Origin of the sequence: Psychromonas sp. CNPT3 (genome assembly GCF_000153405.2) — a bacterium.
Classification (GTDB): domain Bacteria; phylum Pseudomonadota; class Gammaproteobacteria; order Enterobacterales; family Psychromonadaceae; genus Psychromonas.
The window spans coordinates 613321-637344 of sequence record NC_020802.1 but is presented as its reverse complement, the minus strand read 5'-3'; the positions used below and the strand labels follow the sequence as shown (position 1 = coordinate 637344).

17 protein-coding genes are annotated in these 24024 nt (G+C 37.0%); 5 read left to right on the top strand and 12 right to left on the bottom strand.

What is annotated here, in order from left to right:
• Positions 1-58: 58 nt before the first annotated feature.
• From PCNPT3_RS02825 to glpE, 9 genes are all read right to left on the bottom strand, one after another.
• Positions 59-1462 (bottom strand): YfcC family protein, encoded by a 1404-nt coding sequence (locus PCNPT3_RS02825; protein ID WP_015464358.1) that lies wholly within the window; start codon positions 1460-1462, stop codon positions 59-61.
• An 18-nt stretch (positions 1463-1480) separates the two neighbouring features.
• Positions 1481-2590, bottom strand: coding sequence for an NAD/NADP-dependent octopine/nopaline dehydrogenase family protein (locus tag PCNPT3_RS02820; RefSeq protein ID WP_015464357.1), 1110 nt, complete (start codon positions 2588-2590; stop codon positions 1481-1483).
• 202 nt (positions 2591-2792) lie between these two features.
• On the bottom strand, positions 2793-3722 hold the full coding sequence (locus tag PCNPT3_RS02815; RefSeq protein WP_015464356.1) for a LysR family transcriptional regulator: 930 nt from the start codon (positions 3720-3722) through the stop codon (positions 2793-2795).
• Between the two features lie 161 nt (positions 3723-3883).
• Positions 3884-5404: a YifB family Mg chelatase-like AAA ATPase gene (locus tag PCNPT3_RS02810; RefSeq protein WP_015464355.1), complete on the bottom strand. Its 1521-nt coding sequence runs from the start codon at positions 5402-5404 to the stop codon at positions 3884-3886.
• Between the two features lie 265 nt (positions 5405-5669).
• Positions 5670-7169, bottom strand: a complete 1500-nt coding sequence (locus PCNPT3_RS02805) for an APC family permease (protein ID WP_015464354.1) — start codon at positions 7167-7169, stop codon at positions 5670-5672.
• Between the two features lie 68 nt (positions 7170-7237).
• Complete coding sequence (locus PCNPT3_RS02800) at positions 7238-10483, bottom strand: glycoside hydrolase family 2 TIM barrel-domain containing protein (protein WP_015464353.1); 3246 nt, start codon at positions 10481-10483, stop codon at positions 7238-7240.
• Positions 10484-11190: 707 nt separating this feature from the next.
• A complete protein-coding gene (gene tkt, locus PCNPT3_RS02795; protein ID WP_015464352.1) occupies positions 11191-13179 on the bottom strand; it encodes a transketolase in 1989 nt (662 codons plus the stop codon).
• 363 nt (positions 13180-13542) lie between these two features.
• Positions 13543-13884 carry a DUF6572 domain-containing protein gene (locus PCNPT3_RS02790; protein WP_015464351.1) on the bottom strand — a complete coding sequence of 114 codons (342 nt, stop codon included), beginning with the start codon at positions 13882-13884 and terminating at the stop codon, positions 13543-13545.
• 5 nt (positions 13885-13889) lie between these two features.
• Entirely contained in the window at positions 13890-14201 is a 312-nt protein-coding gene (glpE, locus tag PCNPT3_RS02785; RefSeq protein WP_041771366.1) for a thiosulfate sulfurtransferase GlpE, read from the bottom strand.
• 127 nt (positions 14202-14328) lie between these two features.
• Between glpE and rfaD the strand changes: the two genes are divergently transcribed.
• The 5 genes from rfaD to PCNPT3_RS02760 all read left to right on the top strand — a co-directional run bounded on the left by rfaD (position 14329) and on the right by PCNPT3_RS02760 (position 20632).
• On the top strand, positions 14329-15279 hold the full coding sequence (gene rfaD, locus PCNPT3_RS02780) for an ADP-glyceromanno-heptose 6-epimerase (protein WP_015464349.1): 951 nt from the start codon (positions 14329-14331) through the stop codon (positions 15277-15279).
• A 566-nt stretch (positions 15280-15845) separates the two neighbouring features.
• Positions 15846-17117 carry a lipid IV(A) 3-deoxy-D-manno-octulosonic acid transferase gene (gene waaA / locus PCNPT3_RS02775; RefSeq protein ID WP_015464348.1) on the top strand — a complete coding sequence of 424 codons (1272 nt, stop codon included), beginning with the start codon at positions 15846-15848 and terminating at the stop codon, positions 17115-17117.
• A gap of 33 nt (positions 17118-17150) precedes the next feature.
• Complete coding sequence (locus tag PCNPT3_RS02770) at positions 17151-18194, top strand: glycosyltransferase family 9 protein (protein WP_015464347.1); 1044 nt, start codon at positions 17151-17153, stop codon at positions 18192-18194.
• 596 nt (positions 18195-18790) lie between these two features.
• Positions 18791-19558 carry a glycosyltransferase family 2 protein gene (locus PCNPT3_RS02765; RefSeq protein ID WP_015464346.1) on the top strand — a complete coding sequence of 256 codons (768 nt, stop codon included), beginning with the start codon at positions 18791-18793 and terminating at the stop codon, positions 19556-19558.
• Between the two features lie 360 nt (positions 19559-19918).
• Positions 19919-20632: a 3-deoxy-D-manno-octulosonic acid kinase gene (locus PCNPT3_RS02760; RefSeq protein WP_015464345.1), complete on the top strand. Its 714-nt coding sequence runs from the start codon at positions 19919-19921 to the stop codon at positions 20630-20632.
• On the opposite strand, the gene PCNPT3_RS02755 is transcribed toward PCNPT3_RS02760, so the two are convergent.
• The 3 genes from PCNPT3_RS02755 to pgi all read right to left on the bottom strand — a co-directional run bounded on the left by PCNPT3_RS02755 (position 20608) and on the right by pgi (position 23966).
• Positions 20608-21624: an NAD-dependent epimerase gene (locus PCNPT3_RS02755; RefSeq protein ID WP_015464344.1), complete on the bottom strand. Its 1017-nt coding sequence runs from the start codon at positions 21622-21624 to the stop codon at positions 20608-20610. The genes PCNPT3_RS02760 and PCNPT3_RS02755 overlap by 25 nt on opposite strands.
• A 15-nt stretch (positions 21625-21639) precedes the next feature.
• A complete protein-coding gene (locus PCNPT3_RS02750) occupies positions 21640-21828 on the bottom strand; it encodes a hypothetical protein (protein ID WP_015464343.1) in 189 nt (62 codons plus the stop codon).
• A gap of 485 nt (positions 21829-22313) precedes the next feature.
• On the bottom strand, positions 22314-23966 hold the full coding sequence (pgi, locus tag PCNPT3_RS02745) for a glucose-6-phosphate isomerase (protein WP_015464342.1): 1653 nt from the start codon (positions 23964-23966) through the stop codon (positions 22314-22316).
• Between the last annotated feature and the right edge of the window lie 58 nt (positions 23967-24024).

Genomic DNA, 24024 nt, shown 5'->3' with positions numbered 1-24024 from the left:
AAGTCCGCTTAATTTTAAAGCGGACTTTTTTTATCTTTAAATTACATCCAAAATTATACTAGCTAAAAGTAACAGCAAAACTCAGTAATACCATGATCATAACGGACAACATGGCTATCAATGGCAACGTAAATTTAAGCCATGACGCATAACTCACCCTACCAATAGCAAGCGCCCCCATGACCACCCCCGATGTCGGTGTAATAATATTAGGCAAACCCGATGCAGACTGAAATGCAGTCACCACAAGTTCTCGCCCAACACCTGCAAAATCAGCTAACGGAGCCATAATAGGCATCGTTAATACAGCAAGGCCCGATGATGATGGGATAATGAAACATAATACGACTTCTATCCAATAAATTGCATTGATAAATACGATATCATTTAGCCCGCCTAATAAACCCTCAGCAAAAAACAATATACTATGTGTGATATTACCATTATCCATGATCACCACTAAGCCACGAGCAATGGCGATGATCAATGCCACGCCCAATAAATCCCTTGCCCCATCAATGAAGCTATCTGTTAATTGTGTTTCAGATAAACGCGCAACCAGACCGATAACAATACTTGCGCCAATAAATAGCGCAGAGAGCTCCGCCATCCACCAGCCACCTATCGAGACGCCCCAAACCATAATAGAAAAAGAGAGTCCAAAAAGGATAAGCACTATTTTATGGTTATTGGTTAGACTTAATTTAGTGTTACTTTTATCATGTAAAAAATGTTTTTCATTAGCCTCTTTTTGGGATGCTACTAATGATTTAGAAGGATCTTTTTTTATTTTTTTCGCATAACGCATCACATAAATAACACAAAGTAGCCAACCAACTAATAATATAATGGCACGTAATCCGAAGCCTTCCATAAAATTAATACCGGCTGCATTTGAAGCAATAACAGTTGCAAACGGATTGATCGTCGAGCCTAAACAGCCGATACCTGCACCAAGCATAATAATAGCAACACCAACAATAGTGTCGTAACCTGCGGCAATCATCACAGGGATTAATAAAATATAAAATGGCAATGTTTCTTCTGCCATACCATAGACAGTGCCTCCCATTGCAAATAATCCCATTAAAATAGGGATCATCCACTTTTCTCGGCCTTTAAGGCGAGTCATCGTTGCAGCGATTCCGGAATCTATTGCGCCCGTCCTGGTTACTACGCCAATAAATCCACCTATGATTAAAACGAATAATGCAATATCAATCGCCCGCGCACTATAAGTAGCGGGATCATAAAACCCTTGCACGGGCGCCATTAACACCTCAACAATACCTTGAGGATTAGCATCAACCGTCTGATATGATCCCACTTTAGGGACTTCTTTGCCTAACTCATCATTCATTATCATTTGATATTGACCTGCAGGAATGATCCAAGTTAAACAGGCCATTAACACGATAAGAGCGAATAGAATGGTATAAGCAGATGGGAATTTAAATTTCATTGTTAGTATCTCCTTATATTAAGCAATAAATTTCATTATTTGAGCAACTGACATATCAGCTAACCCCATTTTTTTTAACGTCCGCCCCGAGATAAAATAATTTTCACTATTATAAGCATTATCTATATGTAAGCAGGAAGTCACGAGGGGCGTTGCGGTATTGGTTAATAGGCCAAATTCATGACAGGGAACCAATAAATAAGCTGCATCTTCAGTAATATAGCGGCTTGATGCAGAATTTGGTGCACTATTTAATTTTCCATGTGTTTCAGAGGTTCTATTTACTTCATAAACATTTTCACATTGCATCGCATACAACGCATTCATCGCATCGAGTTCAGGCACCAATTCTAAACCTAATGCAAGGCCAATATTAATACGCTCTTTTTCCATCACAGATGCAGCCTTAGCCGTTGATTTAGAGCAACAATCTTTATAGTAGTTAAATTCACCATTAAAATTTTCCAATAAACCCATGCTCAGCGTCGTTAATAAAGGATGTCCGCCAAAATTAATATTTTCAAGCCCTGCACAAATAACATTTTTGAGAGGCTTTAATGGAAGAGGCATAATAGATTGTAATTTTGCAATGGCGTGTGTCGTTTTATGAGCAGGAAAGGCTGCAACAGGTAAGAATTCTTTCATCCCTAAAATGGCAATTGTTGCTGGTGCCACAATACGTGTTGCCCAAGGTATTGATATAGCATCTACAAACGTAATATCGAGATGTTGATAACCTTGCTCTATTTTTAAACGGTTTAAAACTAGGGATCCATAATTACCCGGCATAAGCATAATAATTTGCCCATCCTTTAAATGGGGTAACATTTTAATGAAAAGAGGCTCTTGTGCGAACGAGGGGACTGGTAAAATTAATAACTCAGAAAAGGCAATCGTTTCTGCTAAATCACGAGTGACTTTGTGAATAGATTGAAAACCGGAGTAGGTTAAATCCACATCATTATATGAGGGTAATGCGGTGATCCCACCTTGATTTTTTATATCGTCAAGAGCTTGATCGAAACCACTTGCACCGTATAAGCAAACTTGTGCACCCTCTAATGAAAAATGATAAGCGGCGGTTAAACCCGCATTACCTGTCCCTATAACCGAAACTCGTGTTGACATAATAACTCCTTTATGATGATTTAACTTGATACCTCAGCATAAAAAACAGCGTTATTTTAAACAATGTCAAAAAAGTTAGGTTGTATACAAAAAAGTAATACCTCTACCTACCAAACCCCTATCTAATTGATTTGAAAGGTGTATATTGTTTTTTTATTTTAAAGTTGAATGCTTAATAACTGTGATGTTCACCTCGATTATTTTATTTGTTTTTATCTAGATTGATTATCGGGCCAATATTTAATGCAATATTGGCCTCATCCGCACAGGCTTTAAAGTGCTCAATAAATAATGAAGCGTAGCGATGTAAAGGTTTTAATGACGGGTATAATATTGAAAATTCAAAGGGTAATGAAAATTTTAAGGGGCGCATAACAACGCTATCAGACTCTGTGGCGGTATATGCTGTAAAAGGGTCGGTGATAGCAATACCAACACACTCTTTGACTAATGCAGCAGCTGTACTTGCGAAGGAGACTTTAACGCTCTCTTGAACACTTATATTATAACGACGTAATAATCTATCCACCTTCAACTGCGTACGATCTTTTTCATGGCGAATTAAAATAAGCCCCGCCAGATCATAAATATCAATACAGTCTAACTTTGCTAAAGGTGAAGATGCAGGAATGAGACAAACGCATTCTGTGATCACTTTTTGCGACATCACCCCAGGATGATCACCATCAATTAATGCTAAACCAATATCAATCGTTTGGCTTTGTACGCGTTGCAAAACACTTTCTGAGCGCTCCGTTTTTACCGATAATTTCATTTTACCTGATTGCTTTAAAATAGACGCTAAAATACGCGGTAAAAAGCAATCTGAAAATAACGGCATGATACCTATTTTAAAACTACCAAAATGCAGACCACTGATTGATACTGCTGCGCGATCTAAACTGATCAACGCATCAAATACATTAGCAACTTCAAAGTAAAAAGCTTTACCTTCGTCACTCAATAATAAACGGTTACCTTTGCGAATAAAAAGCTTAAAACCAACCTTTCTCTCCAAAGCAGAGATACTCCGACTGACACTCGGCTGACTAAGATTAAGACGCTCCGCCGCACTCGTTACGGTTTGGCACTCAATCACTGCCCGAAATGCATTTAACTGTGATAATTTCATCGTTTAAATTTCTTCCTTGTTTTTACTCTTTAATAAAATAATAACAGAAGAGGTTTAACAATTATAAATTTCACTCTGACAAATGTGAGCCCGTAACTTATTTATTAATAACAACTTTACCTTTGTATTCATCATTGGTTAGTCGCATTTTCAACAACACGTTAATTATCTAAAATACTTTTTAATAATCTATCCATGGCTCGATAATTGAGCGCTTCATATAAATGATCGCGCGTAATATTCTCACAATGCCCCAAATCAGCAATACTACGCGCCACTTTCAACAAACTATGCCAAGCGCGAATAGATAATCCCATTTTATCTAACGCCCCCTCCAAAAATAGAGCATCTGCAGGCGTAAGCTGACAAAATAAAGCCACCTCTTTTACATTTAATGCATTATTTAATTTTCCTTGTCTTGATATTTGTCTTTTACGTGCACTCGCAACCCGTGTTTGGATCTGCTGACTACTTTCATTGTTTATGGTTTGACCCATTTGTGAGCTGGCCAGGATCCCTTTGGGTAATAAAGGCACCATGATTGATAATGCAAATCGATCTAAAAATGGCCCTGATAAACGCCCTAAATAACGTAGAATTTGATCCGGTGTACTGCGCCTTTTCTCTCCACTGATAAACCCACAAGGGCTCGGGTTCATGGCTGCAATTAACTGAAAATTAGCCGGAAATGTCACTTGCTGTAAAACACGGGAAATACTCACGTTTTTAGTTTCTAGCGGTTGACGCAAACTATCAAGCACGGCGCGAGGAAACTCGGCAAGTTCATCTAAAAATAAAATACCGTTATGCGCCAAAGATATTTCACCCGGTTTAGGACGAGTGCCCCCTCCTACTAACGCAACTAACGATGCACTATGATGTGGCGCTCTAAAAGGGGGCTGATAACCATTTTCTCGTACCTGTCCGCACACAGAGTAAAGGGTTGCCGTTTCGAGAGCCTGCGCTTTCGACAAAGCGGGAAGTAACGTCATAAAACGCTCTGCTAGCATACTTTTACCGGTGCCAGGTGGACCGATTAATAATAAATTATGCTGACCTGTGGCGGCGATTTCTAATACGCGCTTGGCTTGTTGCTGACCTAGCACATCACTAATATCTGTTTTTTGTGGTTTGTCTTCATGTGTTTGTTCTAACACACAAGGCAACTCGATTTTACCCAGCATAAATGCACACACTTGCGTTAAACTTCGAGCAATCAAGGCAGGATTTCCTGTTAAAGCAACGTCATTTTGATTCGCTAAACATATTAATAAACTTCTATTTTTTTTATTGGCAGCAAGCGCGCAAGGAATAATGGCATCGACAGGGCGAAGCTCTCCTGACAATGCAAGCTCAGCAATACATTCAAAATGCTCAAAGGGGGCTGCTGGAATTTGCTCAGAGGCAATTAAAATAGCTAATGCTATGGCAAGATCGAAACGTCCGCCCTCTTTAGATAAATTAGCAGGCGCTAAATTAACAATAATACGTTTATTATGTGGCCACATAAAATGGCTATTGATGATCGCACTGCGCACGCGTTCTTTGGCCTCTTTCACCGATGTTTCAGGTAAACCCACCAAGGCAAACGTCGGTAAACCACGACTCAAATGCACTTCAACAAGGACTTGTTTTGCATCAATACCTAAAACGCTCCTACAATACAACGTTGCAATCGCCATTACATTCCCGCTTTCATACATGAATAATAAAGAAGATAAAAGTACATGCTAAGTATATACCAAGAGAATTTAATGGCGTTTTATGCCCCTTATTGAATGCTTTAACGCACTCACGCTGAATTGGTTTTCAAGCTCACTACGTGATGAAAATGATAACGGGCATAGAGCACAGGAGAGGTGACAATAAAAAAGGAATAAGAAATATGAAACTTCTTATCCCTTTTTTTATACAAAGGTAAAATTTTAAATTTAATTGAGCATTTCTTTATATCTTATTAAATAAAGAATTATCATCTGGATTTTTAACTTTCCAACGATTAAATAAATGACCAACATACGTAAATACGCCGATAATGCTTACTGGACCTAAAATCACTTGGATCAACGATCCTGAGAAATTATCAGCCCAACTTTCAGGACCCGGGATCAATGCAGCGACGGTCGCAGCGATAAAGATAATAAACATAGGAATAACCGCAAGGATAGGCCACACTCTGCTTTTACCTAAAAAATAGAAATCTCTATCAAAATCTTTATTATTAGGTTGCAGACGTAGTTTGACATAACCAACTAACATAAACATAACCGGAATAGTCGCTGCCCCGCCATCAAGATTTTTAACCGCTATCAATATGGCATTCATACCTGAATTAAATTGTCCTAACATGAACAGAACAAGAATAATGGATACTAATATCCCCTGCATTTTTAATGCGTTAATAGGGGTTCCTTCCTTATTAACTTCTGATAAACGATCCCCAAATATACCTTTTGGTGCATCCACAAATAGCATTTTTACAGGTGCAGATGTCCATAACATCAAAGATCCACATAATGTAGTTAATAACAGGAACATCGCAATAACATTAGTCCACCAGCCTGGAAATCCAAGTTGTTGGAATGCAACATAGATTGCCGACATTAAGCCCAGTTTCGACGCTTCATCTGCAGGTAAAATCTCATTCAATAAAAGAGAACAAACGACAATGACGAGCGAAAATATAGTAACATTTAATAGTAAACCAATTTTAAAAGAGCGCTCTCCACCTTTAATATTTCGTTTGTAAGCAGCAAGAGCTTCAAGGCCCCCCATTGATTGTAACGCCCATGACATAGAAGCTATCTTAGTCCATGATAAATCTATCCCTACTAAATATTCAGGCACAATAACCTCACCATTAAAGGTGATAGCGCCCTGTGATATTTTATAAACGGCAGCCACAATAAAGACCATAGTTAATGCGAAACCAGCATATCCCGCAAAGGATAATAAACGTGATAACCATTTAGGGCCTTTCATTGATACCCAAGTAGCAAGCCAAAACAAAGCAATACAAGCAATGCTGATAAGCGGCTTAAACCAGCTAAGCTCCGTTAAATTTGTAACATATTCGATATCGCTTGAGAACATGTACAACGCATAAGTAATAATATTTGGTAAAAGATCTACAAAATAAAAAATATTGACATAAAAGTAGAAAAATCCAGCAATAAATCCATATTTTCTCCCTAAAATTAAATTAAGCCATGTTTGATAACCACTCTCTGATTCTTGAACCTTCTTAAGTGAAGAGAGTTCGATGATCATAAACGTATAGGGAATTGCATAAATTAAAGAAGCAAAAGCATACAACAACCACGAGTTATATCCCCAATCGGTATATTGGGACACCACCCCTTTTAAAACAAAGCCGCCTCCTGCAATAGAGAAAAACAAAAATGTCATTAACGACATTTTATAACGAGTATCAGATTCTTCTGGCATGTCTATTATCCTCATTTATAAAAGATAATTAACCAATGCCATAACAGCATCGGTTAATTTATGATGTGCTATTTATGGCTTACTGGATGCATGTAAAATGCGTAATGGTATTCTTGAACCGGCAACTGATAAATACAAGGAGGAAGTGATCCCCATGAATTTTGTCCACCGGTACCCATCTGTGCCAAATCGACATTTAAGGTGGTTACATCACCAGGCTGAACGTCTACACCATGTTTTTGAGACATTGGCGTTAAACCGGAGGCACTGTTTGAGTCCATATCGGCAACAAAATCAAGCTCATCTGCAGAGAAAGGCCAAGCACTGGCATTCAAAAGTTTATCATCCGCAATTATCTCTAATCCGGATCCCTCTTTGTTGGTTAATCTAAACCAACGCACATCGGTTTTATTGCCAGTTTCTTGAGGACGAGGATACGCATGGAACTGCTCCCACGTTGTTCCCCCGTAAATCCCCAGCTTAGCCCCTTTTCTATCTGCGTAGGTTTCTACAGGGCCCCGACCAAACCACTGCACATACTTAAATTCGGCAGCTAGGGTTAGCTGTGTACCAAAACGCATCATGATAGGAAGGCTCAGATCTTTAGGTATAAAATCAGCTTTTACATGCACATCACCCGTAGAATAGACGCAATAAACAAACGTAAACTCACTACAAATACTCGCCATATTAAATTTAACGGTTACTCTAAATTCATTATCTGAAACGCGCGCTGTCTCGAAAGACTGAACGTCTCGTAAAACACCCGCATCCTTCCAAATAGCAGCCCATTGATGCGCATTAGCACCTAAATCATTATCGGTTAAACCACGCCAAAAATTAGGGATCAAGCCAGACGTTAAAATATTTGTCCCTTTATGCGTATATTCAATAATATCGCCCGTTTTACGATCAAAGATAAGATCAAAGTCTTTGCCTTTAATGACAAGCTCAGTGTCGCTCTCTTTGGTGATTAGTTTTTCCTGTGATGGCTCATTGATAGGCGTGAAAATTTTACGATCCGTTAAGCTAAACTGCTCCCATGCAACTTCATAAGCACTTCCGAGCATTGGATGTTCATTTTTAGTCACCGCGCTTAGTGTAATTAAGACGTCATCTCGCCCATTAAAAGAACGCTCGTTTAAAGGGATTTTAATCTCAGTAGATAAACCGGGTTCAATTGGAACAGTACCTACTGTTCCCGTAAAAAGAAGGCTACCCGCTTGGCTTATTTCATAGTTTATTTCTAAATGATTTAAAGTGATAAAATCATACTTGTTGTGCACTTCAAAACGACCAGATCGTAAATCAACCCTTGAGAATTTAACCGGTGAATATACTTTTTTAACTTCTGCCATATGTGGATGAGGAACGCGATCAGCTCCGACTAAGCCATCGTTCATGAAATTGCCATCCGTCGGCATGGTAGGATGATAATCTTTACCATATCCCCAGTATTTTTGGCCCTTATCATTGGTAAGTTCAAGAGAATGATCCATCCATTCCCAGATAAACCCGCCTTGTAAATTGTCATTTTTATCAATTATTTTCCAATAATCACCCAGGATCCCGATTGAATTTCCCATCGCATGAGAATACTCAATCATGATCATAGGTCTCGTATTCTTTTGTTTCGCAAATTCTTCAAGGCGTTCTAGTGTGGGATACATCGGGCAAACGATATCTGTATAAGGCATCTCTCCTGCCGGTTCATATTGAATAGGTCGACTGCTATCTTTTGACTTTATCCATTGATAAAGCGTCTCAAAGACACAACCCGTACCGGCTTCATTACCCATAGACCAAATAATGATACAGGGGTGATTTTTATCTCTCTCAACCATCGCCTGTACTCTATCTAAATGAGCAGGGATCCATGACTCTGTATTACCAATTTGAGTATCTTCTTCTAAGGCAAGAGGATGCGATTCAATATTTGCTTCATCAATTACATAGAGTCCATATTCATCACAAAGCTGATACCAGCGTGAATGACATGGAAAATGACTAGTACGTACCGCATTGATATTATGCTCTTTCATCAAGCGTATATCCGTTAGCATGTTTTCTTCCGTTGGTACATGGCCTAACGTAGGGTGTAATTCATGACGGTTAACACCTTTAATTTTAATCGCTTTCCCATTGATAGTTAATAAGCCATCGATAACTGCGATTTGTCTAAATCCCACTTTATGGCTTGTGGTTTCGATTACTTCATTATGATCATCTGTCAGTGTCATCAATAATGTATATATGTTGGGCGTTTCAGCGGTCCATAAACGTGGCTCATTAATTTCACCATCAAAACAAAGATGGCTCTGATCCTTCATATCCTTGATGATTTGTTGCTTGGAGAAGATAATATTTAAGTTATTGGCATCATCGAGTAATTCAACCGTTAATTTCATTTGTGCGCTTTCGTCACTATAATTCGATAAATCGACTGATAAATTATAAGAAACTTTTGAATAGGGAGGCGTTAAATCATATTTAAAATTAAAATCATAAATTCTTGTTTTTCCCGTAGAGTAAATAAATACTTCACGTTCGAATCCTGACATATCAAGCATATCTTGTTTTTCAAGATAACTCGCATTAGACCATCGATAAACTTCAACACTAATATTATTGCACCCGACTTTTACATGTTGTGTGATATTAAATTCGGCAGGATTTTTTGCATTTTGACTATAACCAACACGGATCCCATTGATCCAAATGAAGGAAGCGGTGCGAACACCGGCTAAATGCAAGAATATTTCTCGGCCATCCCAACTCTCATCTAAAAAGAACTCGCGTTTATATGAACCAACGGGATTATAATCTCTTGGAATTTCGGGCCAATTAGTTGTAAATGGGTAGCGCTCATCAATGTAAATCGCATTATCAAATCCTTGAGCCTCCCAATTCCCCGGCACTTTAATACTATCCCAAGCCTGTGTATCAAAATTTTCTTCATAGAAATATTTAGGTCGAGAAATAGGATTTAATGCACAGTTAAATCGCCAGATACCATTAAGAGATAAATAATTTTTAGCATTTTCAGGACGATTCAAAATCGCTTGCGCTCTATTGATAAAAGGAAAAGCAAAAGGCCGAGGTTTTTCTTTATTAATACCATTAATGTGGTGCTGCTCTAGCACTTTAGGGACATGATCATTTTCTTCGTATAACGCATTTATCTCTTGCTCATCATAAATCACAGCGCAAGGAATAAGCGGCGCTTCCTTCTCGCTATTAATCGAATGTTGATCTAATTCTTTAGGTTCATGTAAATTATTTATTTGTTTTTCATCAAAAATAACCGTAGGCATAAGAGCCTCCATAAGTAAGATTAAACACAACAAACTCAAAAAATAATATTAAGAAAATAATTCAAAAGGTGTTCATTTTAATTTGAGTTCACAAAATAACCGACGAACTAAAACTTTACTAAAAAACTGATAGTGTTTGCTTCGCCGTAATTTAACGAGGACAATACCACTTAAACTACAGCGTAAGTACACTATGAATCACAAAAAATCATGACTAAGAACGTTGAAACGTCTTAAACCCACATTAATTTAGTAAAACTTTACTGAAAGTTTAAAGCCACTGTAAATTGCATCACCTTAAATAGATGCAATCTCATTAGCACCACGCTGTCTTTTCCTTAAAAATAAAAAGATTAAAAACCTAAATTTTTATTTGCATTACTTCTTGAATTTTTTATATAAGGCATAAGAGAACACTATAAAGTGGATAATTTAATTACCTCTCTACTCATCGCGTAATAGCTAAAACCTGCTTTTTTTACAACTAGAAAATAAAGAAGAGATAGTGCTATTTAGCAATGCATTAAAAATGGGTAAAGGGCTCTGCGGGAAAGTATTTGGACGCTATTTAACTGGCAATACAATAGAAAAAATATTGAAAATTTGAAAATATTCATTTCAACTTTACCGGAATATAAGACACAAAAAAACCGCGCTAAGCGCGGTTTTTAATTAACAATATCAACTACATGATATCGATTTTTAACTTATAGTGAATTCGCCGTGTTGACGACATTTTCAACAGTGAAGCCAAACATTTTAAAGAGTTGATCCGCTGGTGCTGATTCACCAAAAGTAGTCATCCCAATAACTTTACCGTTTAAGCCCACATATTTGTACCAGTAATCAGCAATACCCGCTTCAATTGCAACGCGTTTACTGATATTTGATGGTAAAACAGACTCTTTGTATTCGTCACTTTGTTGCTCAAAAACATCCGTTGAAGGAATAGAAACAACTCGCACTGCTTTACCTTGCGCCGTTAACTCTGCATAGGCATCAACTGCCAATTGCACTTCTGAGCCAGTCGCAATTAAAATTATCTGTGCTGGTTTATCACTGTCTAGTAATACATAACCACCTTTCGCGACATTAGCGAGTTGCGCTGCATCACGAGGCTGTTGTTGTAAGTTTTGACGGCTAAAAATAAGACATGTAGGGCCATCAAGACGCTCAATCGCACTTTTCCAAGCAACAGCAGATTCAACAGGATCACAAGGGCGCCATAAATCCATATTAGGCGTTAAACGTAAACTCGCCATTTGCTCCACAGGTTGATGCGTCGGGCCATCTTCACCTAAGCCAATAGAGTCATGTGTAAACACTTGGATCGCGCGTTTTTTCATAAGCGCCGACATACGTAAACCATTGCGAGCATATTCCATAAACATTAAGAAGGTAGCACCATAAGGGACAAAACCCTTATGTAGCGCTATACCATTAATAATGGCTGACATAGCAAACTCTCGTACGCCATAATGTAAATAGTTACCCGATGCATCTTCAGCCGTAATTGCTTTGGTACCTGACCACATGGTCAGATTAGAAGGCGCTAGATCAGCTGATCCTCCTAACATTTCTGGTAATATTTTAGCAAATTCTTCAATACAGTTTTGTGACGCTTTACGTGTTGCTATATGGGTAGGTGCATCTTGTAACTGCTTAATATATGCGCTTGATTTTTCTTCCCAATTAGCCGGTAATTCTTCATTAGTACGACGTTTAAATTCAGCTGCTAATTCAGGATAAGCTTCACTATAAGCGGCAAAGCGTGTATTCCAATCTTGCTCTGCTTGTTGTCCTTTTTGCTGAGCATTCCAAGCACTGTAAATATCTTCTGGGATCTCAAAGTCGCCGTATTTCCAACCTAATGCTTTACGTGTTGCAATGATTTCATCTGCGCCTAATGGTGCACCATGACAATCATGTGTACCTTGCTTCGCAGGTGAGCCAAAACCAATAATTGTTTTACAACAGATCATCGTTGGCTTTTGAGTTTCAGCTTTCGCCGCTATAATTGCATCTGTTAGCGCTTTTGCGTCATGTCCGTCAACTGAAATAACATGCCAACCATAGGCTCTAAAGCGTGCTGGAGTATCATCTGTAAACCAACCTTCTACATTACCATCAATTGAGATACCATTATCATCCCAAAATGCAATTAATTTACCCAGACCTAATGTGCCCGCTAAAGAACATGCCTCATGAGAGATACCTTCCATTAAACAACCATCACCTAAAAAGGTATAAGTGTGATGATCTACAATATTGTGACCGGCTTGGTTAAATTGTGCAGCCAGTGATTTTTCGGCAATAGCCATACCAACAGCATTCGTCACCCCTTGACCTAATGGCCCCGTTGTCGTTTCAACGCCCGGTGTATAACCAAGCTCTGGATGCCCTGGTGTTTTTGAATGTAATTGACGGAATGATTTAATATCTTCAATACTTAAATCATAACCACTTAAATGTAGTAGAGAGTAGAGCAACATTGAACCGTGACCATTAGATAGAATAAAACGATCTCTATCGACCCATTGTGGGTTGGTTGGGTTATGTTTTAAAAAGTCAGTCCATAATACTTGTGCGATATCAGCCATCCCCATTGGGGCGCCGGGGTGACCTGAATTAGATTTCTGAATGGCATCCATGCTTAAGGCGCGAATGGCGTTAGCTAACTCTTGACGAGAAGGCATAAAACTCTCCTGATTTGGTTTAGTATGATCATTGAAAATAAACTCGTAACACATTTAGTTTAAAACTTAAAAATATACTTTTAAAATAAACACAGCACACTTTTAATTACTTATTTTAAAATATGATTTATATACATAAATGCGCTCTAATATAAAATTAGGCTAGTGGTTAATAAGCTCTAATTGCGCGCGATTATGCCAAATAAAAGGCGCTATTGATAATAAAAAAAACAATAGAGCCTATATTTTTTATAAAACATAAAAACGCGATGAATTAACCCCTGTTTTTTAATAAATCTTTATTTCAAAACATATTTTCCTAAAAAATATGCAGGAGACATTTCATTTTCAACGATTAGACATTTAATTCTCATATCCCATTTTTTTATCGGGACCAAAAATAAACACAATGTTCTTTGAAAATAAAATTTGCATGGTTTTATCTAAAAAGGCAATTGCATTTTCACTCGGGTAATAACGCAATATTAATTCAATAGCAATATCACACCCTTTACTTTCCGGTAAACATTCAGCCAACTTTCCCGACTCGATAAAATACAAATACGTATTTATTTTTTCTTGTAATGTAAAAAGGTGCACATCTTTAGCGTCCCACGCTAAAGGATCGATAATAGATAAGAAAACACGCTGAGCCTCTTTATCTACAGAAAATGCATCTATTTTATCTGTCTCTCTCACACTCATTTATTTTATCCTTGGTGACTATCTATACGCCAATCTTGAAAGCCTTTTTCGACACTGTAAACCTCTACATAGCCCTGAGCACATAAATATTGCGCAACACCTTTACTCGAATTTCCGTGATAGCAGATCACATATAATGGCGTTGAAAATTGAACCTCATCCATAAACTTACTAATAGAATCATTGCTTAAATGAAATGATCCTTGCTCATGATCTTTAGAAAATGTTTGTGAGTCGCGAATATCAACCAATAATCCTTCGCCTTTTTTTAATCGTTGTTTAACTTCTTTTATCTCTATTAACTTAAATGTTTGCATACATCCCTCAGATCCCATCATTTCCCCCATAATAAATGATAATTAAAATGAAAATACTAAAAAAAGGCTTAAATATCTAATAATGACACGTATACTTACTTTTCAATCATATTTTAGAGGTGAGCAAATGTTCATAGTTACCGGTGGTGCAGGTTTTATTGGCAGTAATATTGTTAAATCGTTAAACCAACGAGGTATTACTGACATACTCGTTGTAGACGACCTCACAGATGGCAAGAAATTTGTTAACTTAGTTGATTTACAAATCATGGACTACATGGACAAAGATGAATTTATTACACAAATTCTATCCGGCCAAGATTTTGGACATATTGACGCCATTTTTCATGAAGGCGCCTGCTCTGCCACCACTGAGTGGAATGGTAAATTCATGATGGAAAATAACTACGAATACTCAAAAGATTTATTACATTACTGTATTGAAAGAGATATTGCTTTCCTTTACGCCTCCTCCGCTGCGGTTTACGGTGGTAATGACACCTTTAAAGAAGAGCTACAATATGAGAAACCTCTCAATGTCTATGGTTACTCTAAATTCCAATTTGATCAATATGTACGAAGAATTTGGGATGACGCAAAAGAGCATAATGAAACATTGCCTCAGATTGTAGGATTTCGCTACTTTAATGTTTATGGCCCTGGCGAACAGCACAAAGGCAGCATGGCGAGCGTCGCCTTCCATTTGAATAATCAAATAAATGCAGGTGAAAATGCAAAATTATTTGAGGGCGATCATAAGCGCGATTTTGTATACGTGAGCGATGTTTGTAAAGTTAATTTATGGTTCTTTGACAACCAAGTATCCGGTATTTTTAATTTAGGTACCGGCCAAGCCGAATCCTTTTTAGAGGTCGGTAATGCGGTTGTAAAATACCACCAAGAAAATGTAAACAGCACAGCAGAAATCGAGCGCATTACGTTCCCTGACCATTTAAAAGGCTGTTACCAAAGCTTTACTGAAGCAGATTTAACACGCCTTCGTGCCGCAGGCTATGATGCAGAGTTTAAGTCTGTCGCTCAAGGCACAGCAGAATACATGGCGATATTAAACCAATAATTTTCACCTGAGCTTTAGAGGGAAACTTAACGTTTATATTGATATGTAAGTTAACGTCAGATTTTTCCTCTTCTTTGCCCTGCAATTCTCTTTTAAATCGGGTTATCACGTTGGTAGCCTATTTAAAATTGAGCGGTCTTCTATTCTCTCCTCATTGCTTTGTAGAAAAACATATTGAATCTGTTTTTCTATCTATTATATAATATGCAAGATATAAAAATCATACAAATACCGATTTACAGCAAGCAAACGAACAAACACTTTTTTGTCTCTATTTATGATGTTTCTCGTTCATGACGTCTAACAGTTAAACTCTAAATTTATGCACTGGCTTAAGTAAAGCTGACTTTATTACTTGCACTTCTAATGGCGAAATTCCAACTATGTAGATTGTTGGAATTAAAAAAAACGTGAGAAAATTAGATATTAATAATAGGAATTGGGGGTGATTTTTTACTTATATCAGATTTAAACAAGACCGTGCAAAAAGAACTGCACAGTTAAAATAAAACAATAAAATCGGTGCTTTGGTACTCTTTATCTCAACTTTAAAAATGTAGGTAGCAATGTTAAACATTTTGTATTCTTTATTATTTTACCTTGTTTCTCCCTTTTTTATCTACGCCTTATATAAGAAAAAAAAGGGAAAACCGACTATTGGTAGACGCTGGAAAGAGCATTTTGGTTACCCACCGAAGCTTAAAAGCACACAAAATCCCATTTGGATCCACGCAGTTTCTGTGGGGGAAGTGATCGCTGTCAGCCCTTTTATTAAACAATTTAAACAAAAATATCCAACACAGAGTATTGTTCTCACCACAACGACTAGCACAGGCGCAGCACAAGCCGAAAAACTAGGGCCGCTAATAGAACATCGCTATATGCCTCTGGATTTTAGCTTTGCCATAAAACGCTTTATTAAAATAATTTCACCTCAACAATTAATTATTATGGAAACAGAACTCTGGCCCAATACGCTTGCTATAACAGCAAAGCACAATATCCCGATCACTATCTTAAATGCCCGCTTATCTGAACGTTCTTTTTTACGTTACCAAAAAATAAAAGGGATCTTTGATCTACTCGCTAAAAATATTGATCTTATTTTATGCCAAACTAATGAAGATGCGACTCGCTTTATTAGTTTAGGAATAAAAGAGAAAAACATACAAATCACAGGCTCTATAAAATATGATATTAACATTGAAAATGTTGACATCATAAAGGCCAAAAACTTAAAAAAACAAATAGAAGATCGCCCTGTTTGGATTGCTTGCAGCACCCATAGTGGAGAAGACGAAATATTATTAAACGCCCATAAAAACTTATTAAATAAGATCCCAAATGCATTACTGATCTTAGTGCCTAGGCATCCAGAGCGTTTTAGTAATGTTTTATCTCTGATCCAAAGCCTTAAACTAAAAAGCCTAGCGCGCAGTAGTCAAAGCCCTCTTACTAAAGATGTTGAAGTTTATTTGGCTGATACGATGGGAGAGATGATGGCTTTGATATCTGTCGCAAATGTCTGCTTTATGGGGGGTAGTCTACTTGGAGATAAAGTCGGAGGACATAACTTACTTGAACCTGCCTATTTAGGAAAACCTATCTTAAATGGCCCTAGTTTTTATAATTTTAAAGAGATTGCTACACAATTAATAAATATAAAAGCCTGTACTATTTGTCACAATCAAAACGATATTTTCCAAAATTTAAACACATTATTACGTAGTGAGACATTACAAAAAAAACAGGGGAGCGCAGCACAACAAATGGTAGAAAAAAATAAAGGCGCAATAAGTAAATCAATTCATTACTTAGAAAGATTTATTTCGTTATAATGTTTTATATTTGCGCTTCATCATAGGTTATTTATGCCCTTATTTACATCAGCACCTAATTCTTTATGCATTTTACGCTTAAGCGCTATCGGTGATGTTTGTCATGCCATTGCAGCCGTGCAAGCGATACAACGCGCTTGGCCACAAACGAAAATAACCTGGATAACCGGTAAATTAGAAGCGCAATTACTTGCTCATATTAGTAATGTACAGGTTATTGTTTTTGACAAAAAACAAGGTTTAAAAGCCTATACATCTTTATATAAAACACTTAAAAACCAACGATTTGATGCTTTACTGCATATGCAATCAGCATTACGTTCCAGCATGGTTAGTTTATTAATAAAGTCCCCCATTAAAATAGGCTTTGATAAAGAGCGAGCAAAAGATGCGCAATGGCTCTTTAGCAACCAAAAAATAGACAAAAGTAATAACCCACACGTATTAGACGGCTTTATGGGGTTTGTGAAAAAATTAGGAATTAATGATACTGATGTGCAGTGGAATATTAATATTCCACTGGCAGCTACACAAAAAGCAAAAAATATCATCAATGGTCAAAAGACGTTTATCATTTGCCCAGCCACCAGCAAAGCTTATAAAAACTGGACAAAAGAAGGCTACCTCGCACTTGCAAAACATGCTTTAAATCTTGATTATCAAGTGCTTATTTGTGGCGCAAATACTCAAACAGAGCATGATTTTGCGCGTTATATTATAGATAATACGTCGCCAAAATGTATTAGCTTAATAGGGAAGACTAGCTTAATTGAACTCTTGGCCACCATTCAACAAAGTGATCTTATCCTTGCTCCCGATACTGGCCCGACACACATGGCAACAATGGTTGCAACGCCAGTCATTGGCCTATATGCACACCACAACCCTAAACGTACCGGTCCTTACGGTGGTCTTAAAAACGTGATCAGTGTTTATGAACAATGCATTTACCACGAAACAGGTGAAAAACCAGACACATTACCATGGCGCGCCCGCGTTAAAGATGAAAACGCAATGCAGCAAATATCAACATCTGATGTTATTGATCTTTTTAATAAAATAATACAGAAAAAATAATTTCTCACTGAAAATCATAGACGAGAACCCCATATAGATGGCCTATGCGCCATCAAACATATGCTATTATTTTTTATGCTAAAAATATCAGCATAAAAATATAATCTAAGCTTATTACACGATACAACGTCACATATTTTGTTTTTTAACCGTTAGCCACGTGCTATTAATGGCAGTATTAATTACCCGCCAACTCATAATGATATAAAGCTAAGCTTACCTAAAACACAAAAAACGAAATATTATATTTGTTTTCATCGAGACTAACGCAATCCTCTCACGTTTAAAAATATGAAACCAAAAGCACCAAAAATCGATTTCAATGATTTGTAGGAAAAATTATGATCCCACGAATGCGGTTCTAATAACGGATCACTGTCATTAACAAACCTATTTCAGACGTCATTGTCATTTATTTCTCGAAATTTTTCTGTAAAATAGGCATTCTAAAAGTAGTATTAATAATATCCCTCTTTTGTATGGCAATAATCATTTTAATAGCCTAGGGATAATACGCATATTCAATGAATATATACATATAAAACAGGCGCTAGCGCTAAAGAACACACAGTCATAAATCAAGCAGGAACAAGTATATGCCAAATAAAATCAGTGCCATTATTATCACTAAAAATGAGCAGGATAATTTACCGAGTTGCTTAGATTCATTACACTGGGTTGATGAAATTATTATTGTCGATTCGGGTAGCCAGGATAAGACCCAAGAAATAGCGCTTAGCTATAACGCAAAATTTTATTCACACCCTGACTGGCAAGGTTTTGGTAAACAAAAGCAACTTGCCCAGCATTATGCTTCGAATAAATGGATCATCGCAATCGATGCCGATGAAGTAGTATCAAGCGAACTACAGGCTTCTATACAGCACGCAATAACCGACGCTCCCCATAACACTATATTCAAAATAATACGTAAAACTTGGGTTTTTGGACGATTTTTAGAGCATTCAGGTTGGGTTAATAAAATAGTCCGCGTCTACCCTAAAAATATCGCCAACTATAACGATGCGCTCGTACATGAAAAAGTAGTGTCCAATAAAAATGTCGATGTGAAAATTCTCGATGGTGATTTACTGCATTATTCTTATGGGAATATAACTGATTATTTAGTGAAGTCTGCAAGTTACAGTAAAGCTTGGGCCGATTCAAAACAACAAGAAGGTAAAAAAGGCAGTCTTTGCCAAGCCATATCTCATGCTTTAAGCTGTTTCTTTAAAATGTATTTACTAAGAAGAGGTTTTTTAGATGGTAAACAAGGATTCATTATTGCGATCTTATGCACACACTATGTTTTTGCTAAATACACCGATCTTTGGATCAGAGAGAATGATCCGAGACAAAAATAAAATATAACTGAAAAAAATAACACTTTAGGGCGTTATTTTTTTGTTATAAAACTAAGAAATGGCATTTTTATGCATCCCAGCAGAATGCCACTAATCTACCATGTTTTTGAGTTTTCTTGCGTCGCAGGACAAAGGCCACCTATCATACATCTTCGTTAGCGAGTGAAAGGCCAAATGTTTTGATGTAACATAGGTATTAACTAAGTTAGCGATAAAGAGATATAAAACTATATACTGAATGTGATTCAGCTCATTTATAAATATTGGATTTTTTGTGCTTATTTTATCTAAGTACTTCAAAATAGTAAAAGTTATGGATAATTCCATCTATCTAAAATAAGCATGACGTAAAGAGACAAAATGAAACAATCTAATTCAGCAGATAGTCACATTACCTATGATCCAGCCTTAATAAAAGAAGCTTCTCCAGTGCATTTTAGCGCCCTATATTGGCAAAAAAACAACGCTATCATAGGATCTGCTAAAGGACGTGGTACCACGTGGTTTATTCAATTAGAAAAACTACAAGGTGCCTTACGTCATTATCAACGAGGAGGATTGTTTGGCCGTATAATTAAAGATCATTACCTTTTTTTAGGATGGTCTAAAACGCGTAGCCTACAAGAGTTTTCATTATTGAATTTTCTTATTCAACAAGGTGTCCATGTACCCAGGCCAATCGCAGCGCTTGCTATAAAAAAACGATTTACCTATCAAGCAGATCTCATCACTGAAAAAATAAATGAAGCACAAGATCTTGTGTCTATTTTACAAGAGACTACTTTAGATGCGGATATTTATAAAAAAATAGGCCAAGAAATCGCTAAAATGCATCAGGCACAAGTTAACCATAGCGATCTTAATATCCATAACATTTTAATCGATGCTAATAAAAAAGTGTGGATAATTGACTTTGATAAATGCGCAAAGCAGCACGGTAATGCTTGGAAGTCTGGAAATTTACAGCGCCTTAAGCGCTCATTCTTAAAAGAGCAGAAAAAACGCAATATTTTATGGTCTAATAATGATTGGGAAATATTAAAAGAGGCTTATTTAGTCGCATCTGCCACATAAAAACTTTGATACCAGCGAACAAATTCAGCGATCCCTTTCTCTACACTCGTATTGGGTTTATAACCCAGTACATCAAATAAAGCTTGGCTATCAGAAAAAGTTTGATAAACATCACCGGCTTGCATCGGCATAAATTTCTTGTGCGCTTTCATTTTTAACGCGCGCTCTAACGCCTCGATAAATTCCAATAAACGCACAGGCTCTCCATTACCAATATTATATATTGCATAAGGTGCAGAGCTACTTGCTGGTGAGCCATTTTCAGGTGTCCAATCCGCTTGTTGTGTAGGGGCTTTATCTTGAATACGTATAATACCTTCAACAATATCATCAATATAAGTGAAATCTCGCCACATATCACCGTGGTTATAGACTTCAATTTCATCCCCATTAATGATCTTCTCGGTAAATTTAAAAAGCGCCATATCGGGGCGTCCCCAAGGACCATACACCGTAAAGAAACGTAGTCCTGTTGTAGGGAGTTGATATAAATGCGAGTAAGAATGTGCCATCAATTCATTCGCTTTTTTGGTCGCCGCATAAAATGAAACGGGATGATCAGCTCCTTTTTCCGTAGAAAAAGGAATTTCATTATTTAAGCCATAAACAGAGCTAGATGAAGCATAAATGAGATGTTTTATCTTATAATGGCGACACCCTTCGAGTATATTAAGATGACCAATTAAATTGCTGTCAGCATAAGCAAAAGGGTTTTCAATAGAGTAACGCACTCCGGCTTGTGCGCCTAAATGGATCACGCGCTCAAATTTTTGTGTTTTAAACAACTCGGGAAGCGCGATCCTATCCGCTAAGTCCATCTTAATAAATGTAAAAAGAGGGTTTTTTATACGCTCTAAACGCGCATATTTTAAACGTACATCATAATAGTCATTTAAGTTATCAATGCCGATAACTTCATGCCCTAATGCAGTTAAGCGCTCGACCACGGCGCTAGCAATAAACCCAGCTGCCCCTGTGACTAAATATTTCATTGCTAACTCTCCTTTTTAATCACAAGAAAACAGATCGCGAGTGTATATCTTATGCTTAACATCTAAAAGCTCAACCACCGTTGATTTTTTCTGATTAATTAAAGCGACTTTATCAATATCAAGTAAAATATCGTCATTATGTTGCGCTAATAATACGGTCTTTGATAAACCAACAGAGCCTGTACCCTCGATCGTTATTTGCATGTTCACACTCTAATATTAAAATGTTTTTCGCTAAAAAATAAGATCACGATACTAAATGATAACTCATTTTATTCACCTAGTATGTTATACCAGTGTTACTTAAATATGCAAAGAGAGAACGTCAAATTTGACTTGGTATAAAATATTAATAGAGTCACTCTACATTCGTATTTTATAAAAACGAAGATGAACTGATGTAAGTTTTCCCTTTAAGGCTCATCCAAGACTACCTTAGCGTGACAACCAATGAAAAAGAATAAATGTCACAATACTAAGCCTTAAGCCATTTTCAGAGAGAGTAAGTACCTGAATGCTCAATATTAAAGCGTATAAATTGATAATGGCATTTACTCTATTAACTCACCATTTTTTAACATTATCCAAAAGTGTAGTTGAATTTATGCTTACTTTGGTTTTTAGACATAAAAAAGCCACTATCAAGAGTGGCTTTTTTAATCTTAATTAAAAACTAAGTTTCTTTGCGTTTATTTCCAAGCTTTCCAAGCATTGATGAGTCCATTCGTCGAACTATCATGTGCAGTCACGCTTTCTTCATTACCTAAAGCCGGTAATATTTGTCCCGCAAGCTGTTTTCCTAACTCAACGCCCCATTGATCAAAGCTAAAGATGTTCCAAATAATACCTTGTGTGAATATTTTTTGCTCATACATCGCCACTAACTGACCTAATGTTTTGGGTGTTATTTTATTCACCAGAATAGAGTTAGTTGGCTTATTACCTGTAAACACTTTAAACGGTAACAAACGCTTTATTTCATCTTCACTTTTCCCTGCGGCCATTAATTCAGCCTGCACTTCTTCAGCCGTTTTACCAAAAGCAAGCGCTTGTGTTTGTGCAAAGAAATTAGATAATAATTTTTGATGATGATCGCCCACTGGGTTATGGCTTTGCGCTGGCGCGATAAAATCACAAGGGATAAGTTTTGTACCTTGATGGATCAATTGATAAAAAGCATGTTGACCATTAGTACCCGGCTCTCCCCATATAATAGGACCCGTTTGATAATCAACTGCCTTGCCATTACGATCTACATTTTTACCATTTGATTCCATATTACCTTGCTGAAAGTACGCAGGGAAACGGTGCATATATTGATCATAAGGTAATATCGCTTCTGATGCGGCGCCGTAGAAATTATTATACCAAATACCAATTAACGCTAAGATCACGGGGATATTGTCTTTAAATTCAGTTTGCGCGAAATGTTGATCCATTTCATGTGCGCCATCGAGTAAACCTTCAAAGTTTTTAAAACCAATACTTAATGCGATAGATAGACCGATCGCAGACCAAATTGAATAACGACCTCCGACCCAGTCCCAAAATTCAAACATATTTTCAACATCAATACCAAACTCTTCAACCGAGCTTGCATTGGTAGATAACGCCACAAAATGCTTAGCTATATGTTTTTTATCGTCTGCAAAGTTAAGGAACCAGTCTCGTGCACTATGGGCATTGGTCATTGTTTCTTGCGTTGTAAATGTTTTAGATGCGATTAAAAAAAGTGTTGTTTGTGCATCTAACTTCGCTAATGTCTCGACTATGTGCGTTGCATCTACATTCGATACAAAATGCGTTTTTATACCTTCAACTTGATAACTTGCAAGCGCCTCTGTCACCATATATGGACCAAGATCAGATCCACCAATACCAATATTAACAATATCTGTGATAGCTTTTCCGGTATAACCTTTCCACTCACCTGAATGCACTTTGTCACAGAAAACTTGCATCTGTTTTAAAACTTTATTGACCTGAGGCATGACATCACTACCGTCAACTAAAACAGGCGTATTACTGCGATTACGTAATGCAGTGTGTAACACCGCTCGATTTTCTGTTTCGTTAATAATTTCACCCGAAAATTGCGCTTTAATCGCACTTTTCAAATCCACTTCATCCGCCAATTGTATTAACGTATCAAATATTTCTTGAGTAATTAAGTTTTTCGAAAAATCTACGAGTAGCTCGTCATTTAATGAACTTGAAAAACGTGTAAAACGATCTTTGTCTTGAGAAAAAAGATCTTTAAGTTGCATATCGGTATGACTATCAAATAACAATTGTAATTTAGACCAAGCGGCAGTTTGAGTTGGGTTAATATTTTTTAACATAGATAGATTCCTGAGATGTGGCCCTAATGGCATTTTTAAATTAACAGATCTTTAACCA

Bases quoted from the DNA above. Each gene is read 5' to 3' on its own strand.
- PCNPT3_RS02790 (WP_015464351.1), bottom strand. From the start codon at position 13,884: ATGAGTGTGAGAGAGACAGATAAAATAGATGCATTTTCTGTAGATAAA.
- PCNPT3_RS02825 (WP_015464358.1), bottom strand. From the start codon at position 1,462: ATGAAATTTAAATTCCCATCTGCTTATACCATTCTATTCGCTCTTATC.
- waaA (WP_015464348.1), top strand. From the start codon at position 15,846: ATGTTAAACATTTTGTATTCTTTATTATTTTACCTTGTTTCTCCCTTT.
- PCNPT3_RS02805 (WP_015464354.1), bottom strand. From the start codon at position 7,169: ATGCCAGAAGAATCTGATACTCGTTATAAAATGTCGTTAATGACATTT.
- tkt (WP_015464352.1), bottom strand. From the start codon at position 13,179: ATGCCTTCTCGTCAAGAGTTAGCTAACGCCATTCGCGCCTTAAGCATG.
- PCNPT3_RS02770 (WP_015464347.1), top strand. From the start codon at position 17,151: ATGCCCTTATTTACATCAGCACCTAATTCTTTATGCATTTTACGCTTA.
- PCNPT3_RS02815 (WP_015464356.1), bottom strand. From the start codon at position 3,722: ATGAAATTATCACAGTTAAATGCATTTCGGGCAGTGATTGAGTGCCAA.
- PCNPT3_RS02820 (WP_015464357.1), bottom strand. From the start codon at position 2,590: ATGTCAACACGAGTTTCGGTTATAGGGACAGGTAATGCGGGTTTAACC.
- glpE (WP_041771366.1), bottom strand. From the start codon at position 14,201: ATGCAAACATTTAAGTTAATAGAGATAAAAGAAGTTAAACAACGATTA.
- PCNPT3_RS02810 (WP_015464355.1), bottom strand. From the start codon at position 5,404: ATGGCGATTGCAACGTTGTATTGTAGGAGCGTTTTAGGTATTGATGCA.
- PCNPT3_RS02760 (WP_015464345.1), top strand. From the start codon at position 19,919: ATGAAACAATCTAATTCAGCAGATAGTCACATTACCTATGATCCAGCC.
- rfaD (WP_015464349.1), top strand. From the start codon at position 14,329: ATGTTCATAGTTACCGGTGGTGCAGGTTTTATTGGCAGTAATATTGTT.
- PCNPT3_RS02750 (WP_015464343.1), bottom strand. From the start codon at position 21,828: ATGCAAATAACGATCGAGGGTACAGGCTCTGTTGGTTTATCAAAGACC.
- PCNPT3_RS02755 (WP_015464344.1), bottom strand. From the start codon at position 21,624: ATGAAATATTTAGTCACAGGGGCAGCTGGGTTTATTGCTAGCGCCGTG.
- PCNPT3_RS02800 (WP_015464353.1), bottom strand. From the start codon at position 10,483: ATGCCTACGGTTATTTTTGATGAAAAACAAATAAATAATTTACATGAA.
- pgi (WP_015464342.1), bottom strand. From the start codon at position 23,966: ATGTTAAAAAATATTAACCCAACTCAAACTGCCGCTTGGTCTAAATTA.
- PCNPT3_RS02765 (WP_015464346.1), top strand. From the start codon at position 18,791: ATGCCAAATAAAATCAGTGCCATTATTATCACTAAAAATGAGCAGGAT.